Source organism: Candidatus Thiodiazotropha sp. LNASS1, assembly GCF_964212655.1.
Taxonomy (GTDB): domain Bacteria; phylum Pseudomonadota; class Gammaproteobacteria; order Chromatiales; family Chromatiaceae; genus Thiodiazotropha.
In genome coordinates, this window is record NZ_OZ156465.1 from 3,966,378 (window position 1) to 3,990,491 (window position 24,114).

Annotated in this window: 24 protein-coding genes; 16 read left to right on the forward strand and 8 right to left on the reverse strand. The window is 51.3% G+C overall.

Translation table 11 applies throughout. The features are described from left to right. Positions 1–27: 27 nt before the first annotated feature. Positions 28–804, forward strand: coding sequence for an ABC transporter permease (locus AB8516_RS17700; RefSeq protein ID WP_369162534.1), 777 nt, complete (start codon positions 28–30; stop codon positions 802–804). Positions 805–920: 116 nt separating this feature from the next. On the opposite strand, the gene AB8516_RS17705 is transcribed toward AB8516_RS17700, so the two are convergent. After that, the gene (locus AB8516_RS17705; protein ID WP_369162535.1) at positions 921–1,349 is read right to left on the reverse strand and encodes a rhodanese-like domain-containing protein; all 429 of its coding nucleotides are present in this window, start codon (positions 1,347–1,349) and stop codon (positions 921–923) included. 426 nt (positions 1,350–1,775) lie between these two features. On the opposite strand from AB8516_RS17705, the gene AB8516_RS17710 reads away from it, so the two are divergent. From AB8516_RS17710 to AB8516_RS17720, 3 genes are all read left to right on the forward strand, one after another. Further along, on the forward strand, positions 1,776–2,663 hold the full coding sequence (locus AB8516_RS17710; RefSeq protein WP_369162536.1) for a lysophospholipid acyltransferase family protein: 888 nt from the start codon (positions 1,776–1,778) through the stop codon (positions 2,661–2,663). Positions 2,664–2,799: 136 nt separating this feature from the next. Beyond that, positions 2,800–4,680 carry a VWA domain-containing protein gene (locus tag AB8516_RS17715; RefSeq protein WP_369162537.1) on the forward strand — a complete coding sequence of 627 codons (1,881 nt, stop codon included), beginning with the start codon at positions 2,800–2,802 and terminating at the stop codon, positions 4,678–4,680. Continuing rightward, on the forward strand, positions 4,673–5,770 hold the full coding sequence (locus tag AB8516_RS17720) for a hypothetical protein (RefSeq protein WP_369162538.1): 1,098 nt from the start codon (positions 4,673–4,675) through the stop codon (positions 5,768–5,770). Before AB8516_RS17715 ends, AB8516_RS17720 begins: the two co-directional genes overlap by 8 nt. Before the next feature lie 128 nt (positions 5,771–5,898). Here the strand turns inward: AB8516_RS17720 and soxZ are convergent, their stop codons facing one another. The 3 genes from soxZ to AB8516_RS17735 form a co-directional block, all read right to left on the reverse strand. Then, on the reverse strand, positions 5,899–6,213 hold the full coding sequence (soxZ, locus tag AB8516_RS17725) for a thiosulfate oxidation carrier complex protein SoxZ (RefSeq protein ID WP_369162539.1): 315 nt from the start codon (positions 6,211–6,213) through the stop codon (positions 5,899–5,901). Positions 6,214–6,259: 46 nt separating this feature from the next. After that, on the reverse strand, positions 6,260–6,736 hold the full coding sequence (soxY, locus tag AB8516_RS17730) for a thiosulfate oxidation carrier protein SoxY (RefSeq protein ID WP_369162540.1): 477 nt from the start codon (positions 6,734–6,736) through the stop codon (positions 6,260–6,262). Between the two features lie 605 nt (positions 6,737–7,341). Continuing rightward, positions 7,342–8,826, reverse strand: coding sequence for a M48 family metalloprotease (locus tag AB8516_RS17735; RefSeq protein ID WP_369162541.1), 1,485 nt, complete (start codon positions 8,824–8,826; stop codon positions 7,342–7,344). A gap of 423 nt (positions 8,827–9,249) precedes the next feature. Between AB8516_RS17735 and AB8516_RS17740 the strand changes: the two genes are divergently transcribed. After that, positions 9,250–9,816 carry a DUF3365 domain-containing protein gene (locus tag AB8516_RS17740; protein ID WP_369162542.1) on the forward strand — a complete coding sequence of 189 codons (567 nt, stop codon included), beginning with the start codon at positions 9,250–9,252 and terminating at the stop codon, positions 9,814–9,816. 60 nt (positions 9,817–9,876) lie between these two features. Here the strand turns inward: AB8516_RS17740 and AB8516_RS17745 are convergent, their stop codons facing one another. The 4 genes from AB8516_RS17745 to AB8516_RS17760 all read right to left on the reverse strand — a co-directional run bounded on the left by AB8516_RS17745 (position 9,877) and on the right by AB8516_RS17760 (position 13,625). Continuing rightward, the gene (locus AB8516_RS17745; protein WP_369162543.1) at positions 9,877–11,109 is read right to left on the reverse strand and encodes a DUF2201 family putative metallopeptidase; all 1,233 of its coding nucleotides are present in this window, start codon (positions 11,107–11,109) and stop codon (positions 9,877–9,879) included. A 194-nt stretch (positions 11,110–11,303) separates the two neighbouring features. Further along, the gene (locus AB8516_RS17750; protein WP_369162544.1) at positions 11,304–12,350 is read right to left on the reverse strand and encodes an AAA family ATPase; all 1,047 of its coding nucleotides are present in this window, start codon (positions 12,348–12,350) and stop codon (positions 11,304–11,306) included. 9 nt (positions 12,351–12,359) lie between these two features. Beyond that, complete coding sequence (locus AB8516_RS17755; RefSeq protein WP_369162545.1) at positions 12,360–12,917, reverse strand: hypothetical protein; 558 nt, start codon at positions 12,915–12,917, stop codon at positions 12,360–12,362. Positions 12,918–13,079: 162 nt separating this feature from the next. Next, positions 13,080–13,625 (reverse strand): Smr/MutS family protein, encoded by a 546-nt coding sequence (locus AB8516_RS17760; RefSeq protein ID WP_369162546.1) that lies wholly within the window; start codon positions 13,623–13,625, stop codon positions 13,080–13,082. A gap of 117 nt (positions 13,626–13,742) precedes the next feature. On the opposite strand from AB8516_RS17760, the gene surE reads away from it, so the two are divergent. The 11 genes from surE to ccoG all read left to right on the forward strand — a co-directional run bounded on the left by surE (position 13,743) and on the right by ccoG (position 24,095). Beyond that, positions 13,743–14,486, forward strand: a complete 744-nt coding sequence (gene surE / locus AB8516_RS17765; RefSeq protein ID WP_108290438.1) for a 5'/3'-nucleotidase SurE — start codon at positions 13,743–13,745, stop codon at positions 14,484–14,486. A gap of 2 nt (positions 14,487–14,488) precedes the next feature. Further along, on the forward strand, positions 14,489–15,148 hold the full coding sequence (locus AB8516_RS17770) for a protein-L-isoaspartate(D-aspartate) O-methyltransferase (RefSeq protein ID WP_108290436.1): 660 nt from the start codon (positions 14,489–14,491) through the stop codon (positions 15,146–15,148). Continuing rightward, positions 15,148–15,723, forward strand: a complete 576-nt coding sequence (locus tag AB8516_RS17775; protein WP_108290434.1) for a YqaA family protein — start codon at positions 15,148–15,150, stop codon at positions 15,721–15,723. Before AB8516_RS17770 ends, AB8516_RS17775 begins: the two co-directional genes overlap by 1 nt. 74 nt (positions 15,724–15,797) lie before the next feature. After that, positions 15,798–16,664, forward strand: coding sequence for a peptidoglycan DD-metalloendopeptidase family protein (locus tag AB8516_RS17780; protein ID WP_369162547.1), 867 nt, complete (start codon positions 15,798–15,800; stop codon positions 16,662–16,664). A gap of 125 nt (positions 16,665–16,789) precedes the next feature. Next, positions 16,790–17,818, forward strand: a complete 1,029-nt coding sequence (gene rpoS / locus AB8516_RS17785; RefSeq protein ID WP_369162548.1) for an RNA polymerase sigma factor RpoS — start codon at positions 16,790–16,792, stop codon at positions 17,816–17,818. 135 nt (positions 17,819–17,953) lie between these two features. Further along, positions 17,954–18,613: a Crp/Fnr family transcriptional regulator gene (locus tag AB8516_RS17790; protein WP_108290430.1), complete on the forward strand. Its 660-nt coding sequence runs from the start codon at positions 17,954–17,956 to the stop codon at positions 18,611–18,613. 396 nt (positions 18,614–19,009) lie between these two features. Further along, positions 19,010–20,443: a cytochrome-c oxidase, cbb3-type subunit I gene (gene ccoN, locus AB8516_RS17795; RefSeq protein ID WP_069125191.1), complete on the forward strand. Its 1,434-nt coding sequence runs from the start codon at positions 19,010–19,012 to the stop codon at positions 20,441–20,443. A 20-nt stretch (positions 20,444–20,463) separates the two neighbouring features. After that, the gene (gene ccoO, locus AB8516_RS17800; protein WP_108290428.1) at positions 20,464–21,177 is read left to right on the forward strand and encodes a cytochrome-c oxidase, cbb3-type subunit II; all 714 of its coding nucleotides are present in this window, start codon (positions 20,464–20,466) and stop codon (positions 21,175–21,177) included. Next, on the forward strand, positions 21,170–21,382 hold the full coding sequence (locus AB8516_RS17805; protein ID WP_069125183.1) for a cbb3-type cytochrome c oxidase subunit 3: 213 nt from the start codon (positions 21,170–21,172) through the stop codon (positions 21,380–21,382). The genes ccoO and AB8516_RS17805 overlap by 8 nt, the downstream gene beginning before the upstream one ends. Further along, positions 21,372–22,223, forward strand: coding sequence for a cytochrome-c oxidase, cbb3-type subunit III (gene ccoP, locus AB8516_RS17810; protein WP_369162549.1), 852 nt, complete (start codon positions 21,372–21,374; stop codon positions 22,221–22,223). Before AB8516_RS17805 ends, ccoP begins: the two co-directional genes overlap by 11 nt. Before the next feature lie 435 nt (positions 22,224–22,658). After that, positions 22,659–24,095, forward strand: a complete 1,437-nt coding sequence (gene ccoG, locus AB8516_RS17815) for a cytochrome c oxidase accessory protein CcoG (RefSeq protein WP_369162550.1) — start codon at positions 22,659–22,661, stop codon at positions 24,093–24,095. Positions 24,096–24,114 lie beyond the last annotated feature (19 nt).

Consider the following 24,114-nt stretch of genomic DNA (forward strand, 5'->3'; position numbering starts at 1 on the left):
ACCAAACAATATGGGATAAGACACCGTATGAACCTCTGGCGAGTCTACCGAATCGCATTTCAGACGATAGTGACCAAGGAAGTGCTGCGCTTTATGCGAATATGGGTACAGACACTGCTGCCACCTGCCATAACCACCACCCTATACTTTATCATTTTTGGAAAGCTGATCGGTGAACGGATTGGTGAGATGGATGGTTATCGCTATATCGATTTTATCGTCCCTGGCCTAATCCTGATGTCGGTGATACAGAACTCTTATGCTAATGTCGTCTCATCCTTTTTTGGTACAAAATTACAGCACTATATTGAAGAGTTGTTGATTGCTCCCGTACCTCACTGGGTGGTGTTGGGCGGATACGTGGTTGGTGGTGTGGCGCGTGGCACTATGGTGGGTATCCTGGTTACGATCATATCGCTGTTGTTTACGGATCTGACAATCAACAGTTACGGTTTGACGTTATTGGTTTTTGTTCTTACTTCCATTCTGTTTGCCCTGGCTGGCTTTATCAATGCGGTTTATGCGAAGAGTTTTGACGATATATCTATCGTGCCGACCTTTGTGTTGACACCACTGACCTATCTCGGTGGTGTGTTCTACTCTATAGAGCTGCTTCCGGAAATATGGCAGCAGATATCACTGGCCAATCCAGTGCTCTACATGGTCAATACATTCAGATTCGGTATCCTTGGCGTTACGGATATCGATGTATCGGTGGCAATGATTATTATTCTGGGATTCATCGTCCTATTGACGGGGTACAGTCTGCTATTGCTGTCCCGTGGCGTCGGTATTAAGGATTAGTGTTAACAGTCCCTGGTACAGGGCACTACACTGGATGGCATATTAGCTGACTATGTGTATGAAACAATCTTTCACTGCTGAACAAAACACCCCGTAATCAAGCGGATGTAAAATACTCAACACTGTTCCCAGGGTAAGTCATGGTATCGCCAACCACCCAGAGTGCTGCGGTGATGATCGTCATCCAGATCACCTTCAAATCCCTCATCGATATGAAACACGCGCATAAATCCTCCTTCAAGCAGCACCTTGCCCGCTTCAAGGGAGCGTTTGCCGCTGCGGCAGATGAGGATCACGGGTGCACAACCCTCGTCAATGGTACAGATACTGCCGCCTAGCAGGAGTTTTCTAATATCGGTGACAAAGTGGGGATTTACCGTCCAGTCCGGTTCGTCAATCCAGGGTACGTGAACAGCCCCTTTAGGATGTCCCACAAAGAGAAACTCCATGCTGGACCTGATGTCCACTAGAACGGTACGCGGATCGTCTTGCATCATCTGCCATGCTTGTTGTGGTGTAAGGTTGTGGAGTCGAGAATCACTCATCAGTAAAATCCTATCGGTTCAGTCATTATTCATACCACTACATGGTAGATGGTTTGGCTATGAAAGCAATCCGCTTTAGCCATATGAATATCCGAATATTGATAGCACTTTCCCGAAACGGATGGGTAAAAAACTATGATTAAAGGCAGGCTGTACTTGCATGTCAATTTTTTATAAAAAAATTATCACCATGATTGGAGAAGCACAAACCCTCCCGGTCAAGGGCGTTTTTATGGGTTTCTGTATAAATTTGGAATTGACTTGTTAAACGCTTACTACAATATCATTGATTTAGCGTTTGTTTGCGGATAATCATATTTTTCCATGATTACTGATGGGATTCGCTCTGGTGAGTAGCCATAAGTTATCGATTAGTAAAATTTAGATATTCAGGCTGGTTAACACTTTTGTGTACAATCCTCCATCATGTCAAAGCACCCTCTATATCCGATCTGGCGAGTTTCCGGTTATCTGCCGTTGAACTGGCTGCACCGAATCGGCCATCTCCTGGGTCGTTTTTATATCTGGTTGCCGAACCGGGAAAAACGATCAACGGAGGTCAATCTTCGTCTCTGTTTTCCCGAAAAGTCCGATAGGGATCTGGGTCAGCTGCGTGATCGCTCAATCAGACAAATGGGCGCCACACTGATGGAAATGGCTGCAATTTGGTTCACGCCCACTGAACGTGTATTGGGTATGATCAAACAGGTCAGTGGTTCAGAGCAGCTTGTGAGAGAAGAAGGGCAGGGTTTGATAGTTCTTCTTCCACACCTGGGTAACTGGGAGATTATCGGACTGGAACTGCCGACTCATGAACAGGTGACTTCTCTCTATCGTCCCCCCAGAAACCGTGCCTACGAAACTATAGTCAAGCAGGCCAGGGAGCGCAGCGGGGCGAAACTGGTGCCGACAGATACCTCGGGTGTAAAACAGATTTATCAGACACTGCTGGAGGGTGGCGTTACTTGCATTCTGCCTGATCAACAGCCCAGGTCTGATAAAGGGGCTGTGTTCGCCCCTTTCTTTGGGGTGCCGGCATTGACCATGCTGCTGACCAATCGATTAGTCAGAAAGACCGGCGCAAAAGTGATTTTTGCCTATGCCGAGCGGCTTTCTGCCGGTGCTGGCTACCACATTCATTATCTGCCGGCGGATGAGAGGATCAGGGAAGCTGATCCGGTGGTGGCTGCGAGCGCATTGAATCATGGTATCGAATCGATCATCCGTGAATTGCCCTCCCAATACCAGTGGTCCTATAAACGCTTCCAAATACAACCGGACGGCAAGCAGTCGCCCTACCGCAAAAGCCGTTGAGATTCTGCCTGTACCACCGGGTTGATCATTCTGAATGGGAATTAAAGAGCTACCCACTCCAGCCGATAAGCGAATAAGGGGATTTGACTATATATCTGAATATTGACTCTTGATACAGGGCTAGGATGACTTCGAAATGAAAAAAGGAAAGGCCTGGGTTTTAATCGCGCTTCTGTGGATGCCGCTCTGGCATGGCCAACTGCAGGCAATGGAAGAGCAGGCGGATGTGCGTATTCTTATCGATGTCTCCGGCAGCATGAAACTGAATGACCCAAAGAACCTGAGACGTCCCGCGTTACGTCTTCTGGTCGGTCTTTTATCGTCCGAAACCCGGGCGGGTGTCTGGACCTTTGGTCAGTATGTCAATATGCAAATCCCTCTGGGACAGGTCGACAAAGCATGGAAAAAACGGGCGCGCAAGAGCTCGGAGTCGATCGGCTCACCAGGTCAGTTCACCAATATCGAGGATGCACTGAAGCGCTCAACTGAAGATTGGAGTGGTGCGCCCGGTCCCTACCGCCGTAGTGTGATACTGCTTACCGACGGAATGGTGGATATCTCCAGGGACAGGACAAAAAATGCCGCTTCAAAAAGACGCATCCTGGAGCGTATCCTGCCTCGATTGGCCGATCTGAACGCCACGGTTCATACCATTGCACTGTCAAAGAACGCCGATCACGTGCTGATGAAGAATTTGGCTGCCGAGACGGGGGGCTGGTATGAGCAGGTCGAAACCGCCGAGCAGTTGCAAAAGGTGTTTCTCAGAATCTTCGAGAAGGTCGGAAAACCGGATGCCGTACCCTTGCAGGATAATAAATTTAAGGTGGATGAGTCGATTACCGAAGCAACCCTGTTGGTATTTCACAAGCCTGGAGCACAGGAAACCGAGGTGGTGCCGCCCGACGGCAAGGCGTTCAGGGCCGATAATGCACCCGCGGCAGTCAGTTGGCATCGGGACCAGGGGTACGACATGCTGACTATCTCCGATCCTCAGGCGGGCGAGTGGAAGATTCGTGCAGAGGTCGATCCCGACAACCGGGTGATGATTGTCACTGACCTGAAAATGCAGACAACCGAATTACCCAACAGGTTGATACAGGGTACGTCACTACCTGTAATCGTAAATTTCAGTGATCACGGCAAGTTGATTCGAAAACGGGAATTTCTGGAGGTGGTCAATGTCTCCGGCATGCAGCTGGACGATACCTCAATCTCCGAAGCAAGACCCATGTTGGATAATGGTCAGGAACCGGACAAGCATGCCAATGATGGCCTGTTCACACTCTCTTTTGGTGGCGAGTCAGTCAGCAGTGGTGTGGGGGAGTTGGTGCTGAACGCAAGCGGCCCTACCTTCGTTCGAGAGAAAAGGATGACTTATGAGGTCGTACCGCCAGTCAATCTGGAAGCCTCAACACGGAGTGATGGCCGTGTGCTCGATGTGAGGATTATACCCGATGTGGAATTGATCGATTCTGCATCGCTTCATATCGATGCCTGGATGGAGAATTCCGAGGGTGAACAATTCCGCCTGCCATTGAATATCTCTCCAGGCGGTCAAGGGGGGAGTGGCGAGATCGATCTCATGAGCTTCACAGGTCCGCGCCGGATAGCAATCAAGGCAAATGCGACGGCCCTGTCAGGGGAGTCGATCAGCTATTTCGACACACCGATGGAAGTCGAGGGTATGAAACAACCGGAACCGGTAGTTGTTGCCAAACCGGAATCCCCGCCGCCTGTGCAACCCGAACCTGTATCTGAACCGGAACCGGAACCGGAACCGGAACCTGAACCAGAACCTGAACCTGAATCGGAACCGGAACCCGAGCCCGAAGCTGAAGAAGAGGGAGGATGGGGTACCGCGTTAATCTGGTTTGGCATTATTAATCTGCTACTGATCATCGGCGGTGGTGGCGCGTATTGGTGGATACATAGACGCAACCAGCGCAACATAGTCAGTCTGGTCGATGATGGGGACGTGACAAAGGTCAGTGATGACAAGGGAGAGGACAATGATTGAAGTCAGTTCCCTGGTCGCACTGATTGTCGCTGAAGTACTCATCGGTTTGGTGGTTTTGAGTGGTATATTGGTCTTATTCACGCTGCTGCGGAAAGGTCGAATACGAAGAGCAGCAGCTCATTTGGCTGAGCGTGTGAAATCCGACAAAGCAAAACGCGAACAACGTTTGAAAGTACTATTGCAGGATCGCTATCAGTATAAAGAGACCGAATTGCAACAAACTCTGCACAATATGATGCAGACAGAAATGTTGCTCTATCAAAACGTCATAAACGGCTTTCTGAAGGATGATCAGGTGCATCTGCAACAGATCGATGTGGATGTGGAAAACCTTGTTCTTGGTTATCAGGGGCTCGAGGTGTCTGCACCGGCGACCAATTCTACTCAGGCGTCGGATAGTAATGAAGAGATCACCAAGCTTAAAGAAGAAAACGAGCGATTGTCTGAAGAACTGCGTGTGACCATGGATACCATGGGTAGAATGTTGAATGAGTACTCAACCATGTTCGCGGGTGGTGCTGATACCGGTCAAGCAGCAGCACCTCCGTCTACTGAAGAGACGGAAGATAGTGAACATGTTGATGTTGGTGCGGCAGAGGCCATACAGGAGGATGTCGAGCAGGAATCGGTGGAACCTTCGATAGCCGAATCCATGATGGATGATGCACCAGTGGATGATATGGTCTCAGACATTGCAAGCGGCCCGGATATTCCGGATTTGAGTGCTGAAGAGCTGGAGCACTCCTCCTATCTTGAAGAGAATGCCGATTCGGAGGGCCAGGTTTCCGAAGCGACCGATGCAACAGAAAACGCCAGTTTGGATGAGGATGCCGTAGAGGCGGATGAGGAGGTTTCAGAGATCATCGATGAGGTGATGGAGATCGCCGATGAGATGATTGAAGACTCGATGCAAACGGATACACAGAGTGAAACCGGTGAATCCATGGTCGATGATCTGGAGAAGATTGATATAGAAATCCCCGGCGCAGAAGAGACTATGCCCGATATAAACGAAACGGAAGCGGGATCATTGGAAGATGAGTGGGCCAAGTTGTTGGAAGAGGATGCTGCAAATAAAAAAAAGGAATAGAAAAAATGTAGGTTGTACCACTATCACAGAAGTAAGAAAAAAGGACGCACTGAGGCGTCCTTTTTTCTGTTTAGGTTGCCACCACAACGGATGTGGACAACCGCTCAGCGGTTTTTTGCCGATGATACTTATTTTATGGCGCTTGTCAGGCTGTCGCTGCCGCCTTGGTTATCGCTCCAGGATAGCTCGATTTCGTCGCCCTTGGCACCGCCGGTAAATTTAAACGAAATGTAGGGGTTCTTGGAAACGCCACCACTCCATTCGGCGGTCATCACGGTATTGCCCTTATGTTTACAGACAACTTCTTGGATGAAGTGGGCAGGTATCTTTTTACCGGTCTTTTTATCCTTGCGTACACCTGTCTCCATTGGATGGGTCATCAGGGCTTTTACGGTGGTTACACCGCCTTTCTCTTTGGCGCGGATCTTAATCGATTTAGCCATGTTCTATTCCTCGTATACTGAGTAGCTGGGATCGACCCGAGAGGGGTTAACCGCCACAACCACCGATGGTGACTTTAACTTCTTTTTTGGCGCTGTGGAGTTTGCCTCCGGCCTTAACCACGCCGACAACATCTCCGGTCTTGCCCATCTTGATGCGGGTGGATACAAAACCGGTAGCGCCTGTACCCATTACGAAGTTCGCAACCAATGGGACTGGGTTATTCGAAGCGATAATGGAGATCGACTCCACACCTTCCATGCCGGTCTCCACAGTGATGGGAACCACTGCGCCGTTCTCTGCAATGTCAGGTGCCTTTACGGTAATGTCAGCAGACTCTGCCATGTCAGAGCTACCCAACAGTGCATTCAATGCTGCAGGCATTTCTTTAGCTTCAAATGCTTCTTTGTTCCAGGCCGCAAGTACCCGCTGAGGTGCCAGTAAACCTGCGGCAGCAGCAACACCTACCGTGCCTGCTGCAAGCGATCTTTTGAGGAAGATCCTGCGTTTGATTTCAGTGCTCATTCATTCTCTCCAGACTGAGAAATTTTAGTGATTAACAGTTTATTTTTTTGAAACTGATTTGGTTGGTCAATTTCATTTCCCGGTTATTCTAATCATCGACATGCCATCCACCCATCAACAAATGAGCCGCTGCACCATGACCACCGGGTTGAGTGCACGTTATCTGCCGTCATCATTGCTTGTATGCGTGTGTCAGACAAAGCCATTGAGAGTTGGCTACCGGATCTATACAACGCCTTGCTGCGCCAGGCAATCACGACGTGCTCAATCCGATGTTTCATGCGACATCAAACGCTTTAGAACAATTAAAACAAAAAAAAGTTGCGACAGCCTGCACTCACGCATCCATATTGCAATTCACTGCACGGCAAGACCTATTCAATAGTTGTTCTGTAGATGCTGGGTTTGCCGATACACATCATACCCTAAACAGGTAGCTCGTAAGAATACCTAAACAAACGACGATATCAAGTAAAAAATGTCTAATTATTAGTGATTTGTGGTTTTCAAGGCATGTCATCTGCATACTGGAGTTGGGTTTTATGCGTGGTTGATTGGGGTTTACCTGAATAGATGGCTGGGAATCGGATGCCGGTAGCACGCAGTCATTGTTTTTTGTTATCTGATTCACTCTGCGTCTTTTGTAGGTCACGCAACTTGTTGAGTCGGGACTCGATGCGTGATGTTAGGTAGAAATCCGATTTATTCGCGCTGTTTAAGGCTATCTCCAGTTGCTGAACAGCTGCCGCCAGCTCGCCATCGGCAACAAACGCCTCAGCCAGTATGCGATGTGATTCCGCTTGGTTGTCGTCCAGTTCCTCGATTTTACTGAGCAGGCGATAAAGTCTGGGTTCATTGTTACGCAAAGTTATTGATTGTTGGGTGATTTCACGCGCTTTACCCAGTTTTTTAGCCGTCGTGAGTGCTTGAATATAAGCAATTGCGAGCGGGTAGTTCTCCGGCATCAGGCTGTAATAGGTATCAAGGATCTTGAGTCCTTTTTCATGATTACCGCTTTTACCCGCTATATTTGCGCCAGCCAGGATGTACTCAATCTGGCTCGGGTTCTCTCGCAACAGTTCCTCGATAATATTTTCAGCCTTTTGAAATTTCCGATCACTCGAGAGGGCAAGTGCATACCCGTATTCATGGGCCTCCTGATTGAGATGACGTCCCTCCTTGAGACCAGAGACAAAGTGCTCGACCGCCTTGCCGGGGTCTTTGAACTGTCTGACGCGTAAGGCCTCACGAGTCAGGTGATAGCTTAAATTGCCAGGGAAATGGCGGTAGCTGTACTTTTCTGCCCGACCCAGCGCATCGGCTACGCGATTGCTGGTTACCGGATGGGTTCGAAGTATTTCGGGTATGCCGGATTCATAGAGTCGGCTTGCGTGGGTCAGGCGCTCAAAGAAAATTGGCATGGCACGGGGATCGAAATCGGATTTTGCCAGGATCTGGATGCCGACGGTATCCGCCTCCTCTTCATTACTGCGGGTAAAGTTTATTTGTTCTTGAATGGCGCCGGCCTGGACACCTGTTGCCATGGCAAGACCGGCATCGGGCGAACCGGCGACGCCGACAAGAATTGAGGCCAGTAAAAGGGCTGCGGTCTTGCCGCTCATACGGTTGGCGGCATCGAAGGCGCGTAGCAGATGTTTCTGCGTGACATGGGCGATTTCATGGGCGATGACAGATGCCAATTCACTCTCACTCTGAGTCGCCAGAATCAAGCCACTGTAGATGCCGATATAGCCACCCGGGCCGGCAAACGCGTTGATTTCAGGTTTTTCGATTACGAAAAAAGTGAATTTCTGTCCAACTGCCTCACTCTGCTTGAGTAATTTGTCACCCAACTGCTGGATGTACTCAGTTATCAGAGGATCATCCAGCACTTTTCCCGTTTTGCGCACACTGCGCATGAACTCCCTTCCAAGACGGGCTTCATCACTGGGTGTCAAATATTGATCTGACGGAGACCCGAGTTCCGGCAACTGGATCGTTTCAGCCTCCTGCGAACGGGCACTGGATATGACAGCCAGGCTGGTGAGGAGGATGAGAATGAATGGTTTTTTCAGCACACTTGTCATCATGCCATTAACTGATCCCCTGTGAGGACGGTTAGTTCCTAAAATGCCGCCGGCGTGATCCGTAAAGGGGCCATACCGCTTAGTTATCACAAATTGTTGTTGATCGCCAAGGACATTTTCTGTTGCAGTCTGCTGCTATCGGTTTGTCAGATCCTCAAATGACTTACCCAAGGTGGAATAATCGGCTATGCTCCCAGTCTATCCACTAATGGTCTGTAATACCTAATATTGGCGCCACGACGGAAGGGTGTATCCGAGGTGTCGGATTGTGAGTGAAGAATGCTCCTTGCGGGAAAGATATTCAATCCATGTTTGACCGATAGCCAGATCCTTGCTGTGACGGGATCATTTTGTTAAATCTTAGCCGCTATTTACAACCGGATACGAACATTCCGGTTTAATCGGCGATATGTTGGAGATTCATTGATGACTAAAAGCGCATTAGCCATTGCGACAGCCCTATTGATTTCAGGCAACGTGCAGGCGGATCAATCCCTGCAAACCAACATGAAGGAGGGTAAGGGTGTTATTAAGGCCTTTTTCGGCGATCTGAAAGGCGAATTGGAAAAGGGAATGAAACAGAGTGGACCTGTAGATACCATTGCCTCCTGTAATATCGTCGCCCCAAGTCTGGCCGAGGGTCACTCTCAAATGAGCGGCTGGGAGGTCGGCAGGACCAGCCTGAAGCTGCGCAATCAGAAAAATTCACCGGATGCCTGGGAAGAGGCTGTATTGAAGGAGTTCGAGACACGGAAATCCGCCGGTGAGGACCCGATGAAGTTGATCAAAGCTGAGATCGTAGAAGAGGAGGGGCGTAAGGTTTTTCGAATGATGAAGGCAATCCCCACCGCTGAGGTCTGTACCAAATGTCATGGCGAGACGATTGCTGAACCCGTGGCGGCCAAACTGGATGAACTCTATCCATCCGACAAGGCGCGGGGTTACAAAGTGGGTGACCTGCGCGGTGCCTTCACCCTGAAGAAGTCAATGTGACTCAGACCCGGGAAAAGGTAGTTGTCCGGGCGGTTATGCTTGACAAGGCACTACACGAGTTCAATTGAGCTGGATGCGTTGTCCCCATGGGGGGGTGCGTTTTCCTTTCACCAGCCAGATAACCGGATAGTGAGGTGCCTGCTTGGGAAAGGCGCCTTCTGCGTCCGTGAAGTAGACGAGCAGATCGGGTTGCATGCCTTGTGCTGAGATCCACTCAAAGATCGGCTCGAAGCTGGTGCCGCCACCTCCGGTGATCTTGGCTGGAAGCTGGAAATCCTCCCAGGCCTCATAGGCCCAGGGTGCATCCTCAGCGATTGCCGAGTCACAGGCGAGAAGTGTAATGCGGGCTCGCATCTGTCCCTTCAAGGCATTGATTTCAGAAAGAAACTCACCCATCTCATGGTCCTGTATTGAACCGCTGCTATCCAGTGCAACCACCAGTTCGACCTGATTGCTGCGAAGACTGGGTAGAATATGCTCACCTTCCCGGCGGGAGGGTCGCATATAGCTGAAATCGTCCCTGGCGATTGCGGTCATATAACGGGCAAGCAGCAACCGCCAGGGCAGCTGGGGTTGCAGCAGGTGATCCACCATGCGCGCCATGGCTCCGTCCAGCTTACCCACCTGCATTGCTTGCTGGGCTGCACCCGCGAGGCGCTGCAGCCACTGAATATTCAGTGTCTCCGCCTCATCGGGCGTGAGGGGGGGCGGTTGACTGGCGGCTGAACCGTCACCGCTTTGTTGATTCCCGCTTTCATCCCCTTCATTCTCGGTTTCGCTCTGGTCGTTCTTGTTGGAGATATTCTTCTCGGTCTTACCAGCACCTGAGCCCTTGGTGTTGTCCTGATCGTAGACGTGATTGTCCAGAGGTTCTTCATCATCCTTCTCATCCAGCAGTGGGTAGATCTCCTCGGCGGTCATACCCTCGAACTGGGGCAGGAACAGGGATCCGGGTGGAGGTTTGAGGCTATCCTCGATAAGTAACGGATTGATGGCGTAATCACACGCCATATCCCAGTGGAGTTTGTTGCGATGCTGACGTCGGGCAAAATGTGAAAGGGCACAGTGCAGTGCCTCGTGCGCCAGCATGAACTGGGTCTCATCCAGACTCAACTGATCGATGAATTCGGGGTTGTAATAGAACTGTTTTGCATCGGTGGCTGTGGCCGGGCACCAGTCCGGGTTGGCTTCCTGCATAGGGAGCCGCATCACCAATGCGCCGAGAAAGGGCTTATCCAGTATCAGCTTGGTGCGGGCCGCCGCCAGTTTGGTCTCGATCTGTTGCTTGTCCATTTGGTTTTAAAGTCCGTAAATGAACGCAAGTGAACGCAAATGTGTTTGCTTAAAGCCCATGTTGTATATTTCCATCCGCCTGACCGGTTACGCCTACAGGTCAGTATTTACATAGGGTGCGGCTTGCCGCACGCATTGTTTCGATCATGATTTTGTACAAACATTTGCGTTTATTAGTGTTCATTTGCGGATTCCTAAGATTCATAAAGCATCACATCCGACACCGCCTGGGCCCAGTCGCTGAATTGAGGTACCGCAAAAATAGCCTCACCGATGGCGCGATGCATATCGGAGACCAGCATGACCCCCATCTCCCGTTGTGGAAACTGGCGTGCATACTCCAGGATCCGGCCATGCGTGACAGTTCCGTCCCCCGCATCATGGGCGCGTATGGCGCGTCCCACCAGGGCAGCGGCTATGGCGTACTGCAGGTCAATTTCATCGGGTACCGGCACATCATCACCAGCGATAATGGCATCCAGATCGGGCATCTTGTCGAGACTGTTGACGAAGGCGTTCAACTCCACCCCTGCGGCGGGTCCGACACAGGCCTGCAGGGCACCCTGCAAGAGTTGCGGATGTTTATCAAACTTTTGCAGGGCGCGATGGGCGAATTCCCACGAACGGGGTGAAGGGAAGGCGACAGGGTTGTGCGCGGGGTCGAAGTCAAAAAGCAGTTCCGGCCGAAAGCGCAAGAATGCGATAATCCGCTCATCGATATCATTGCGATAGGCCCAGGTGACCCAGTCATCCAGGTTGGTCTCCACTTCAAAGTGGGAGAAGCGGTTGGCCAAGGGTGCTGGCATGCTGTAGGTGACACCGCGGTCTCCCTGACGATTACCTGCTGCAAAAATGGCCCATCCGTCAGGCACCTGGTACTCGCCCAGGCGGCGATCGAGAATCAACTGGTAGGCTGCGGCAGAGACCGTCGGCGGCGCCGAGGTGATCTCGTCGAGGAACAGTATTCCCGCTGCCCCATGGCGTTCGCTACTCGGCAGGATTGAGGGGACTGCCCACTCCACACTCCCGTTGGCTCTGAACGGGATGCCTCTCAGATCACTGGGCTCCATTTGCGATAACCGGATATCGATTACCGGCGCCTGGTGGTTCATTGCAACTTCACGCACCATGTCGGATTTGCCGACACCGGGGGGACCCCAGAGCATGACCGGCGTATGGTGGCCGGCGCGGGTACTGATGAACTCCTGTTCAAGGATCGTGATTAACTGGATTGGACGCATACGGATCTCCTAATCGAAGAGATTTCTGACCGCGCGTGCCAGTTGCTTGTAGACTTCAGGGGCATCCACATCCATCACCTGATCGATGACCCAGCGGTTTTCATGCTCTTCGCTGCCCATGACTTGCTGGATCTCAAAACCGAGATGGCGTAAGAAGGGATAACTGGGACCTTGCTGATCGAAATTGAACTCTGCGTACTCGCCTGAACGCTGATTATAGCGTTCAATGAATCTGTCACCATGGTCACCCGGACCAAGCAGGTCAGATGCATTGTCTTGAAAGTGTTCTGCCATTTTCATCACCAGTGCGGTGATAATCGCCACCCGGTTCTCATTGTCCACCATGCCATGGATCAGGCGGTCGCTGACTTGAGCCTCATAACACAAGTATTCAGCAATCACGGCGAGTCGTTGTTCGTCGTTTTCATACACAAAATTTTTGCCATGCAGCGTGATGGCCTTATCCAGTGCGAGGCGCCAGGCGATGAAGGCGATCGCCCCTCCCATCTCTTCCGCCGAACGCGAGGTGTCTTCGTCGTGCCACTGACTTTTGATTCTGATTGCCAATACAGCTCTCCTTACATAATGTCTCCAGGCTTAAATACCGAGACCAGGGGCAGTCAAGTCGTTTTGGGGCGATGCCATCGGAACCGATGGTGCTTGTACTGCGGATTCAATAACCAACTATTTTACTGGGTATAGGTTTAATTTCAATGATACATGCAAATATTATCGTTTGCCCTTTCTAGGATTACGCAGCAGGACATACGCTGCACCGGTACCTCCGTCCCTGCGGGTGGCTGAGGTAAAGGCGAGCACATCATCCCGCTGTCTCAGCCAGAGGTTGAGTTTTTGCTTAAGTATTGGCTGTTTTCCCTCTGAACGATAACCCTTGCCGTGGATGATACGCACGCAACGGATATCCCTTTCCTGACAGGCCTTGAGAAACCGATTCAGATCGTCCCGTGCGTAGCGCACAGTCAATCCGTGCAAGTCCAGCTCAGCGCCAATCTCCAGATAACCTCTACGCAGATCATGCATGACACGCAGTTGCACCCCGGGCCTCGCAAAATCGAGTACCTCGCCTGTCTCGACCTCCTGATCGGCATACAGATCCCGCTCGGTTCCATCTTCATCACCGACAGGGAGATTCAGTGGCCTGGGAGGCAGTTTGCGGCGATAGGGCTCAATCCGCTGCTGTTGTATCGGCTTTATATCGCCAAATGCCTCGAAAAACAGCATATTGTCGTCGGCTTTTTTCTCTTCGTCACTCATATCCCATCAACTCAACGGGTCTTTGTAACCATGGTATGGGCTGCAGAAGGGAATCTCAATCGGCGAGTGCAAAGGAGAGATGAGAAGGTTGGGACTTTCCAGTATATTGTGCCCGGTATGAAAATCCTCCTTAGCAACGACGATGGTTATCAGGCCCCTGGGCTGCGGATACTGGCCGGGCAACTATCGGCGGTAGGTGATATCGTGGTGGTGGCCCCTGATCAGGATCGTAGTGGTGCCAGCAACTCTCTGACCCTGGTCAACCCGCTACGTGCCCGTACCATGGAAAACGGCTTCATCAGGGTGGATGGTACACCGACAGATTGTGTCCATCTGGCTATCACAGGACTTCTTGAAGAAGAACCGGATCTGGTCGTCTCAGGTATCAATGCGGGTCCGAATATGGGGGACGATGTACTCTATTCCGGTACGGTGGCGGCAGCTACCGAAGGTCGCTTTTTGGGTTTTCCGGCAATTGCCATCTCCATGAATTCCCACGAACCCCAACATTTCGATACCGCGGCTCGTGTTGCAGAGGAGTTAATCAGCCGGATGGTGCATTTTCCGTTGTCGGAAAATGTGATCCTCAATGTCAATGTTCCCGATCTTCCCTATGATCGATTGCTGGGGGTACGCTCCACACGGCTTGGCCACAGACACAAGGCCGAACCAGTGGTCAAGACCAGCGATCCCAGGGGAAACACTATTTATTGGGTCGGGCCCGCAGGCGCAGAGCAGGACGCCGGACCAGGTACCGATTTTTATACAGTGAGACAGGGGTATGTCTCTGTGACGCCGCTGCAGGTCGATCTTACCCGTCACAGTGCGTTGCAGACAGTCAGCGAGTGGCTCGAGCGGTGATCATGCGGCCTGAACACCAGGGGATCGGCATGACCTCCCAACGTACAAGGCAGCGTTTGATCGATCGCCTGCGCAAAAAGGGGATTCGGCATCAGGCTGTGCTGGAGGCGATGCGGAATACCCCGCGGCACATCTTTGTCGACGAGGCACTGGCCAGTCGCGCCTATGAAGAGACGGCCCTACCCATAGGCCATGGCCAGACCATCTCTCAACCTTATACCGTCGCACGCATGACCGAGGCGTTGCTTGAGGGTGAGACGCCAGAGATGGTCTTGGAGATTGGTACCGGGTCCGGCTATCAATGCGCCATCCTGGCTCAATTGGTGCGCCGGGTATACAGCGTCGAGCGGATAGCGGCACTGCTTGATCAGGCACGCCTCAGGTTCAGGGAACTTGGCCTACGCAATATTCGTCTCAAGCATAGTGATGGGGGCATTGGTCTGCCGGAGTATGCACCTTTCGATGCAATATTGGTGACCGCTGCGCCGATGGGACTGCCGCAATCACTCCTAGATCAATTGGCAGTGGGAGGCCGCTTGGTGATACCGATTCAGAGCAGCAAAGGACAGGTCATGGTTAGGGTTACACGGACACGTGATGGATTTCAGCAGGAGCATTTGGAGTCAGCGAACTTTGTGCCATTGATGGGTGGAATGATCTGATGCCTCTCTTCTCCTCGCTCTATGCCCGTACCATGCAGTGGTCTCGCCACCCCCATGCCCCTGCCTATCTAGCGGGCTTGAGTTTTGCCGAATCCTCTTTCTTTCCCATTCCCCCGGATGTCATGTTGGCGCCGATGAGCATGGCGCAACCAAATCAGGCTTGGTTCTTCGCCGGTCTGACCACCCTGGCCTCTGTCATTGGAGGTATGCTCGGTTACCTTATCGGCGTGTATGCATTTGATTTAGTACAACCATGGTTGCACAGTTTGGGTTATTGGGAGGGTTATCTGAATACCAAGGCGTGGTTTGGCGAGTGGGGATTCTGGGCGATTTTCCTGGCAGGTTTCTCACCCATCCCTTACAAGATATTTACCATTACCGCAGGTGTTATCAGCATGGCCTTTCTTCCCTTCGTTGTTGCTTCAATAATTGGACGGGGGGCGCGTTTCTTTCTGGTAGCAGCATTGATGGCTTGGGGCGGCGCACGCATGGAGAAGGTATTGCATCGCTATGTGGATCGTCTCGGCTGGATATTGGTGATCGCCTTCTTGGTGCTGATAATTTATCTTAAATAGTCAGGGGGTTAGGTATCGTAACGCTGCTTGCCGGAAGCCGAAACCAATGTCTGCTGCTGGGGCCGATCGGTCTCATGTTGTTGCTGAGCCTGCTTTTCAGCCTAACTGCCTGTTCGTCCAGAGGTAGTGCGCCTGTCTACAACCGTTCACCAACCCCACCGCATCGGGTGGAATCAGGGCTTCAACAACAGCATCAGTCACCATCGGTTCGTCACAAAACGTCTCGAACATACTACCTGGTGCAAGGGGGGGATACCCTTTACTCAATCGCCTGGAGGCACTATCTGTCTTTGAATTCTCTGGCGGCCTGGAACGGGATTAAAGGGCCGGATTATGCAATCTATCCCGGACAGCGTTTGCGATTGAAGCCACCTGAGACAAGCGCAAGGCGGGTGAAACGTATGCCAGAGGTTGAGCGGTCGCCTGCGAAGGCTAAGCACACAACCGGTATCAAACCATTACCTGATAAGAATTCCGGCGTGACGACCGCCAGAACCCAAACAAAGCCGCTACAGAGCAAGATCGTCACAAAACCCGTAAAACCGAGACCGGTGAACAAACGTATTAAGTTAAGCTGGAAATGGCCGACCAAAGGTAAAGTAGTGCAGACCTTTTCGAAATCGGATCAGAATCGTAAAGGGATCCGAATCCAGGGTCATATGGGGCAACCTGTCAGGGCGGCCGAGGCCGGAAAGGTGGTGTATGCTGGTGGGGGATTGGTCGGATATGGGAATCTCGTTATTATCAAACATGACCAGGAGTTTTTGAGTGCCTATGGATACAATCGCAAATTGTTGGTCAAAGAGGGTGATAAACTGGCCAAAGGCGATATAGTGGCGCATATGGGATCACCAAACAGAGGTGGTCAACCGATGCTGCATTTTGAGGTCAGGAAGCAGGGGAAGCCTATTAATCCGCTGCCACTGCTACCGCGTAAATAACTAAATAAGATGGCTGTAACACTTGCTAAGTGTGATTCAGGCATGCTTCGAAATGGATTCACGGCTGTGAAAACAACCCTGATGAGCTTCAGGTCCAAGCGTGTCCTGGTTGATGGAGATGTGAGATGAGTAAAAGTCCTGTAGAGCCTGATGATTCGGATGAAAGTCCGATCATTGATGATCTCGCGGAAGATGAAGTCATCCTGTCGGATGATGCGGATGATGCGGATGATGCGGATGAGAGTGAAGAGATCGTACAAGAGAAAGCCGCGGAAGATATCAGTGATGTCTTGAAGATCAAATCACCTGAACCGGGCGATGCACAGATGGACGCCACCCGGCTCTATCTCAATGAAATAGGGATATCGAAACTACTCACCGCAGAAGAGGAGGTCTACTACGCCAGGCTGGCTCAAAAAGGCGATCAGCCAGCAAGGCAACGCATGATCGAAAGCAACCTCCGACTGGTAGTGAAGATAGCTCGTCGTTACATGAATCGTGGGCTTGCACTCCTTGATCTCATCGAGGAGGGTAACCTGGGGTTGATTCGGGCAGTGGAGAAGTTTGATCCTGAAAGGGGTTTCCGATTTTCAACCTACGCCACATGGTGGATTCGGCAGACCATCGAGCGGGCGATCATGAATCAGACACGCACGATCCGTCTTCCGATTCACGTTGTTAAAGAGATTAATGTCTATCTGCGAGCCGCCAGAAAACTCGCACAGACCCTTGATCACGAACCCAGTTCAGAGGAGATCGCCGATCTTCTCGACAGGCCGATCGATGAAGTCAAACGCATGCTGGGACTGAATGAGCGTGTGACCTCCGTGGATACCCCATTCGGCAAGGATGCCGACAAACCATTACTCGATACCATCGCTGATGAGAAGAGTATGGATCCGACGGTGGATATCCAGAATGACGGGCTAAATGCCAATCTTGATCGGTGGCTGAGTAAACTCAACGACAAACAGCGAGAGGTGGTGGAACGCCGTTTTGGTCTTCACGGCTATGAAAACTCCACCCTTGAACAGGTGGCGAACGAACTCGGTGTGACCCGGGAACGCGTCAGGCAGATCCAGATGGATGCCCTCAGGCGCCTGCGTGATATCCTAGAGAGAGACGGTTTTTCGGTAGATTCGATTTTTAAGTGATAAACCTCGCGACGGGGTGACCGTAAACTCAAATCCGGCATAAATTGAACAGTGCAAAAGTCTTGTTGCCTTATTGATACCCGAAATCTTGAGGGCCAGCTCGAGGTGGCATGCAGAGAATGTGGCCTCGATCCCATGTGTCAGGTTCTGGAGTATGCAGAGCCGGGTAGTGGTGTGCCATCCGGTATCCTGTTGAGACGACAGTCGGTAAAGAAAGGGGAGATGCTGTTCGGTGCCGAGCAGTTGTTTAAGGCTGTCTATGCCGTAAAATCGGGATCATTTAAAGCGATGATACCCGATCTCAATCGGCAGGAACGGGTCGTTGGATTCTATCTGCCTGGTGACTTGATTGGGATCGAGGGGATGGCGAATCAACACTATTCCTACTCGGTACGGGCACTTGAGGCAGGATCCGTATGTGTATTGGACATTGGCCGGCTGACTGAAAGCGGACGCTCTACCGAGGCCATACAGCGTGCGCTGATCGATATGCTCGGGAGGGAGGTCGCATTGAATCACTCCCAAACCGCCTCATTGATACGGCAGAACGCGGATCAGCGTCTGGCTGCCTTCATCCTAGCCTTGGCGCTGCGTACCTCGTTACGTGGTCTGGGTGGAGATAGGCTCTATTTGGGCATGTCAAGAAGCGATATGGCCAGTTATCTTGGTCTGGCTCGGGAAACGGTTAGTCGGGTACTGACAAGGTTTCAGAATGAGGGATTGATCCAACTGCGGAATCAGAGTCTCATGCTGCTCAGTTGGGATGGATTGCAGCAGGTTGCAGCTTCCCGTTAGAGTATCCCATCCTCGAAAGCATGGGTTCTCAGGTGGTTTTAAAGCACAATGTGACTGTCTGTATCTAATCCTACCTTCAGGGCTGCTCCGATGACTGAGCCAAACGACTCGTTTCTAGTATCATCCACACTCGGCTAACCAAAAAATGGTGTTTTTTTCAACTTTCGTTGATCTATGTCAATTTATGTGATGAGCCTATAAATTTCTTTTTGCATCAATCCCTTACCTCGTTACTGGGTCATTAGATTTTTCTAATGTTCGTATTGACATCTGAGTCATTTAAGAGTGATATATGTCACGCTGCAATTGTGGCATATGACATAGTTGGAGTGGTAGGGCTTTTCTGAAAAGTCAAATTTTAAAGTCTTGTTCAATTTAGTTTTATGAGGGGGGTTCATGGACGCCGCAGCCGAGCAGAAATACAACTTCGCAGTTGTACGCTGGTTTACCGTCATGGCCGTAGTCTACCTTGTCGTAGGCGCATTGGTGGGTGTTTACATCGCCGCCGAACTGGCATGGCCGTTTCTAAACTTCGATTTACCGTACATCACTTTCGGGCGTCTACGTCCGCTTCACACCAATGCTGTCATCTTCGCCTTCGGCGGATGTGCACTGATGGCAACCTCGTTCTACAGCGTTCAACGCACCTGCGGCGTTCGGCTATGGAGTGACAAACTGGCTTGGTTCGCTTTTTGGGGCTGGAACCTGATCATTGTGTCTGCAGTGATCACCCTACCTCTCGGCATCACCACCGCAAAGGAGTACGCTGAGCTGGAGTGGCCGATCGACTTGGCAATCGCCGTGGTCTGGCTGGTCTATTCATTCAACTTCATTATGACCATGGCAACCCGCAAGACATCGCATATCTATGTCTCCAACTGGTTCTTCCTGGGTATGATGGTGATGATCACCTACCTCCACGTGGTCAACAGCCTGGCTGTCCCGGTTGATCTGTTCAAATCCTATTCAGCCTTTTCCGGCGTTCAGGATGCGATGATTCAATGGTGGTACGGACATAATGCGGTGGGCTTCTATCTGACCGCCGGCTTCTTGGGCATCATGTACTACTTCGTACCCAAACAGGCCGGGCGCCCTGTCTACTCTTACCGTCTCTCCGTGATCCACTTTTGGGCGCTGATGTTCGGTTATGTATGGTTGGGTTCACACCATCTGCAATACACCGCGCTTCCTGATTGGGCTGGATCCCTGGGTGCCGCAGTATCCCTGGCAATGATCATTCCGTCCTGGGGTGGTGCTGTAAACGGCATGATGACCCTATCCGGGGCCTGGGATAAACTGCGTACAGACTACATCCTGCGTTTCATGATCATGTCCCTGGCCTTCTACGCCATGTCCACCTTCGAAGGACCGGTCATGTCTCTGAAGACCGTGAACGCGCTCTCCCACTACACTGACTGGACAGTTGGTCATGTGCATTCAGGTGCCCTGGGTTGGGTTGCCATGGTCGCTATTGGCGCCATCTATCATCTGATGATGCGTACCTTCCACACCGAAATGTGGTCCATGAAACTGATCAACGCTCATTTCTGGACTGCCACCATCGGTGCGGTCATCTACATCGTCGCGATGTGGGTATCCGGTATCATGCAGGGCTTGATGTGGCGTGCCTATGATGAGTACGGCACTCTGGCCTACACCTTTGCTGAGTCTGTTGAAGCCATGCATCCATACTACGCCATGCGTACGGTGGGTGGTGCGATCTTCCTGCTTGGTGCATTGATGATGCTGATCAACGTCCTGATGACCGTTGCTAAAGCATCCAGTGAAGGTAGCCTGCAGCAAGCACGTACCGCTGCGGCAACTGCTTAATTATAAGGGGGTTTCGCAAAATGGCGAATGAAAACCAATCAACAGGCTTCCAGGAGAAGATGGAGAAGAACGTTTGGTTGCTTCTGCTTATCCTGGCTTTGTCTCTTACCGTGGGCGGTATCGTCGAAATCGTACCGCTGTTTACTATGAAGTCCACCATGGAGCACAACGCTGCACCTGAACTGGTCTGGCAACGTCAGCCCGGTCAGACGCTCCATGACCATAAACCTGGTGACGGCGTGCGTCCCTATACCGCTCTTGAGCTGGCGGGGCGCGACATCTATCAGAGAGAAGGTTGCTATACCTGCCACTCACAGATGGTCCGTCCTTTCCGTGATGAGAAAGAGCGTTACGGCCACTACTCTCTGGCATCAGAATCCATGTACGACCATCCCTTTCAATGGGGATCCAAGCGTACCGGTCCTGACTTCGCCAGACTCGGCGGTAAATATTCCGATGACTGGCAACGCAAGCATCTGCGCGCACCGCGATCAGTTGTACCGGAGTCTGTTATGCCCAACTATCCATGGCTGAAAGATAATATGGTCGAGGGTAAGGATATGGCGGCGCGGTTCTCGGTTATGAGATTGCTGGGTGTCCCATACACCGACGAGGATATCGCCAGCGCCAACGGTGAACTGGTGGGCAAGACTGAAGAGGATGCCATGGTGGCATATCTGCAGGTCTTGGGGACCATGGCAAAGCTTGACGAGAACAAGGTCTATCGTGAGTAGTTTCATCGAGCATTTTCAAACTGATTGGGAGGCTATGACCACCAGTGATTGGGTAGGCCTGATCATGACGGTGGTCACCTTCATACTCATGGTAGGCGTTTATTTCTACGCCTTACGTCCGAAAAATCGGGACAAGCTGGAGAAGAACCGCTTTATCCCGATGGATGATGATGCAATTGATAGCGGAGAGAAAAATGGCGGATAACAATTCTTTTCCGGGTGAAAACAATACCGGACACGTGTGGGACGACAACCTCCGGGAGCTGACCAATCCCCCACCGCGTTGGTGGATGCTGGCCTTCTGGGCCTCGGTGATCTGGTGGGTCGTTTACGGTGTTCTCTACCCCATGTGGCCAGTAGGCCATGAGTCAAACAAAGGTCTCATTGGCTGGACTCAGATGGATGAGTACATTAAGGGTGTCGATGAGGTGGAAGCGATCCGTGCCGAATTCGAGACTCAGATAAAAGGCATGTCGGCCAAGGAGATTTTGGCTGCACCTGGTCTTTCTCAGTATGCGGAAGCTTCAGCCAAGGTGCTGTTTGGCGACAATTGTGCTGCCTGTCATGGCGGCGGTGGCCAGGGCGGTCCCGGCTATCCGGTGCTTGCTGACGATGACTGGCTCTATGGCGGTAATATTGAGGCCATCGAACAGACCATCAGCATGGGCCGTAAAGGTATCATGACGGCACATGGCAAGATCTTGTCGGATGCTGAAATCGATAGCTTGTCAAAGGCGATCGAGGCAGGTGATCCGACGTCAGATCCCAACTTTACCCAAAAGGGCTGTATTGCTTGTCATGGCATGGACGGCAAAGGTATGGCTGTCCTGGGTTCGGCAAACCTGACCGATGGCATATATCGCTTTGCGCCTGCTGAGGGTGAAAGCCTATTGGAAAGCATTAAGCACACCATCAAGTATGGCGTGAACGATGCGACCGAGCCAAAATCGCGTGAAGCCGTTATGCCGAAATTCGGTGAAAGATTGTCAGCGGATGACATCAAGAAGCTGGCTGTTTATGTACACAAGTTCGGTGGCGGCCAGTAGACTAAGACTGGATAACTATCCACTGAACTGGCATTTTTTCCACCATGACCCTGTGTGACAGGAAGCCGCACAGGGTCTTAGAAGAGTTAGGGGATTGCTATGAACGGAGATGCAGTATTCTGGGGTTCGATTGCAACTGTGGTTCTAGCCATAGTTATTTTCGTCTTTCTTGCATTCAAGATAAAAAGCCTCATGAAGAGTGATGCCGAAAAGCACAATAGCTGAGCAAGCAGATCGTTGACATAAAAAAGGGGGGGAAACCCCCCTTTTTTTATGGATTAAGGATAAATTCCGGAAAATCAGCAGTCGGAAATATGATTAGGGACGGTTGTTTAATTGATGCTAATGTATTGATAAATCGCATTGGCGTGTAATTATGCTAGCATTTATCATTTTGCCCTGAACGACATCACTGATTTCACAGGAGTTGATCCCTTGAGCGGAAATGAGAACACGACAGCCCAGCAGTCTGTGGTGGATGACCTTTATGCGGAGTCGGTGCATTGGCATCTCAATACCGGCGAGGAGACCATTCATGCCAAGCGCATGGGAGGTTACTGGCGCAATATTAAATGGCTGAGCGCTGCGGTTTGGATCATCTTTTTCATCGGTCCCTATTTTCAGTGGGGTGATCGGCAGGCGGTTCTTTTCGATATCCCCAACCGCCAGTTCCATATCTTGGGCATCACCATACTGCCGCAAGATTTCTGGATGCTCTCCCTGACACTGCTCTTCTTTGCCCTTTTGTTGGCAGTAGCCACTGCATTAGCCGGTCGTGTCTATTGTGGTTTTTTCTGTTTTCAGACTGTTTGGACCGATGTGTTTACCTGGTTGGAGGATAAGCTCGAGGGTTCACCCCAGAAACGGCGAAAACTTGAGAAGGCGCCCATCAGTTTCTCTAAGGTAAGAATCAAGGTAACCAAGCATATCCTCTGGCTCGTTATCTCGGTAGTGACCGGCATCAGCTTTGTCGCCTGGTTCTATGACGTCTTCGATCTATGGCGTGATCTGTTTACTTTGCAGGCCAGCGCGGTCGCATATGGCACCATCGCATTGTTTACCGCAGGCACCTATGTCCTCGCGGGTTATATGCGTGAGCAGGCCTGCTTCTGGCTCTGTCCCTATGCCCGTATACAGGGTGTTATGATCGATAAGACGACGGTGGTACCCACCTATGATTTTCATCGCGGCGAACCTCGGGGCAGAATCAAGAAAGGGCAACCCGAAGAGGAGAGAACCACGGGGGATTGCGTCGACTGCAAACAGTGTATTGCTGTCTGTCCCACAGGTGTGGACATCCGTCATGGCCAACAGGAGGGCTGTATCATGTGCGCCCTCTGTATCGATGCCTGTGATGAGGTCATGGTGAAGATCGGTCGGCCGAAAGGCTTGATTCGATATGAATCCTATGAGGCCTTGGAAGCGAACAAGAAACCACAACCGCTCTACAAACGGCCAAGGGTATGGATCTATGCGGCGATCATGTCGGCTGCCGTGATGGGTATAGCCTATGGATTGACCTCTCTGGCGCCGCTGGAGTTGAAGGTCATTCATGATCGTCAGCCGCTATTCGTGCTGCAGAGTGATGGCAGCATCCAGAACAAATACACCTTGAAGATTCTCAATAAGATGACTGAGGATCTTTCGGTCAAAGTTTCGGCACAAGGGCTTGAGGGTTTGATCATGGTGGATGAGGATCAGGTGACTACCGCAAGACGTGGAAAGGTAACGGCACGGACGGTATTCCTTCGAGTACCAAAAGAGTTGTTGACCGCTGAAACCTCCCCGGTCAAGTTCACAGTGCAAGGAGAGTATGACGGCCAGCAGTTGGAAGGCAGTCGGGATAGTGTATTTATCGGCCCTAAGCGTTAGAATCAACGAGTCTGAATTT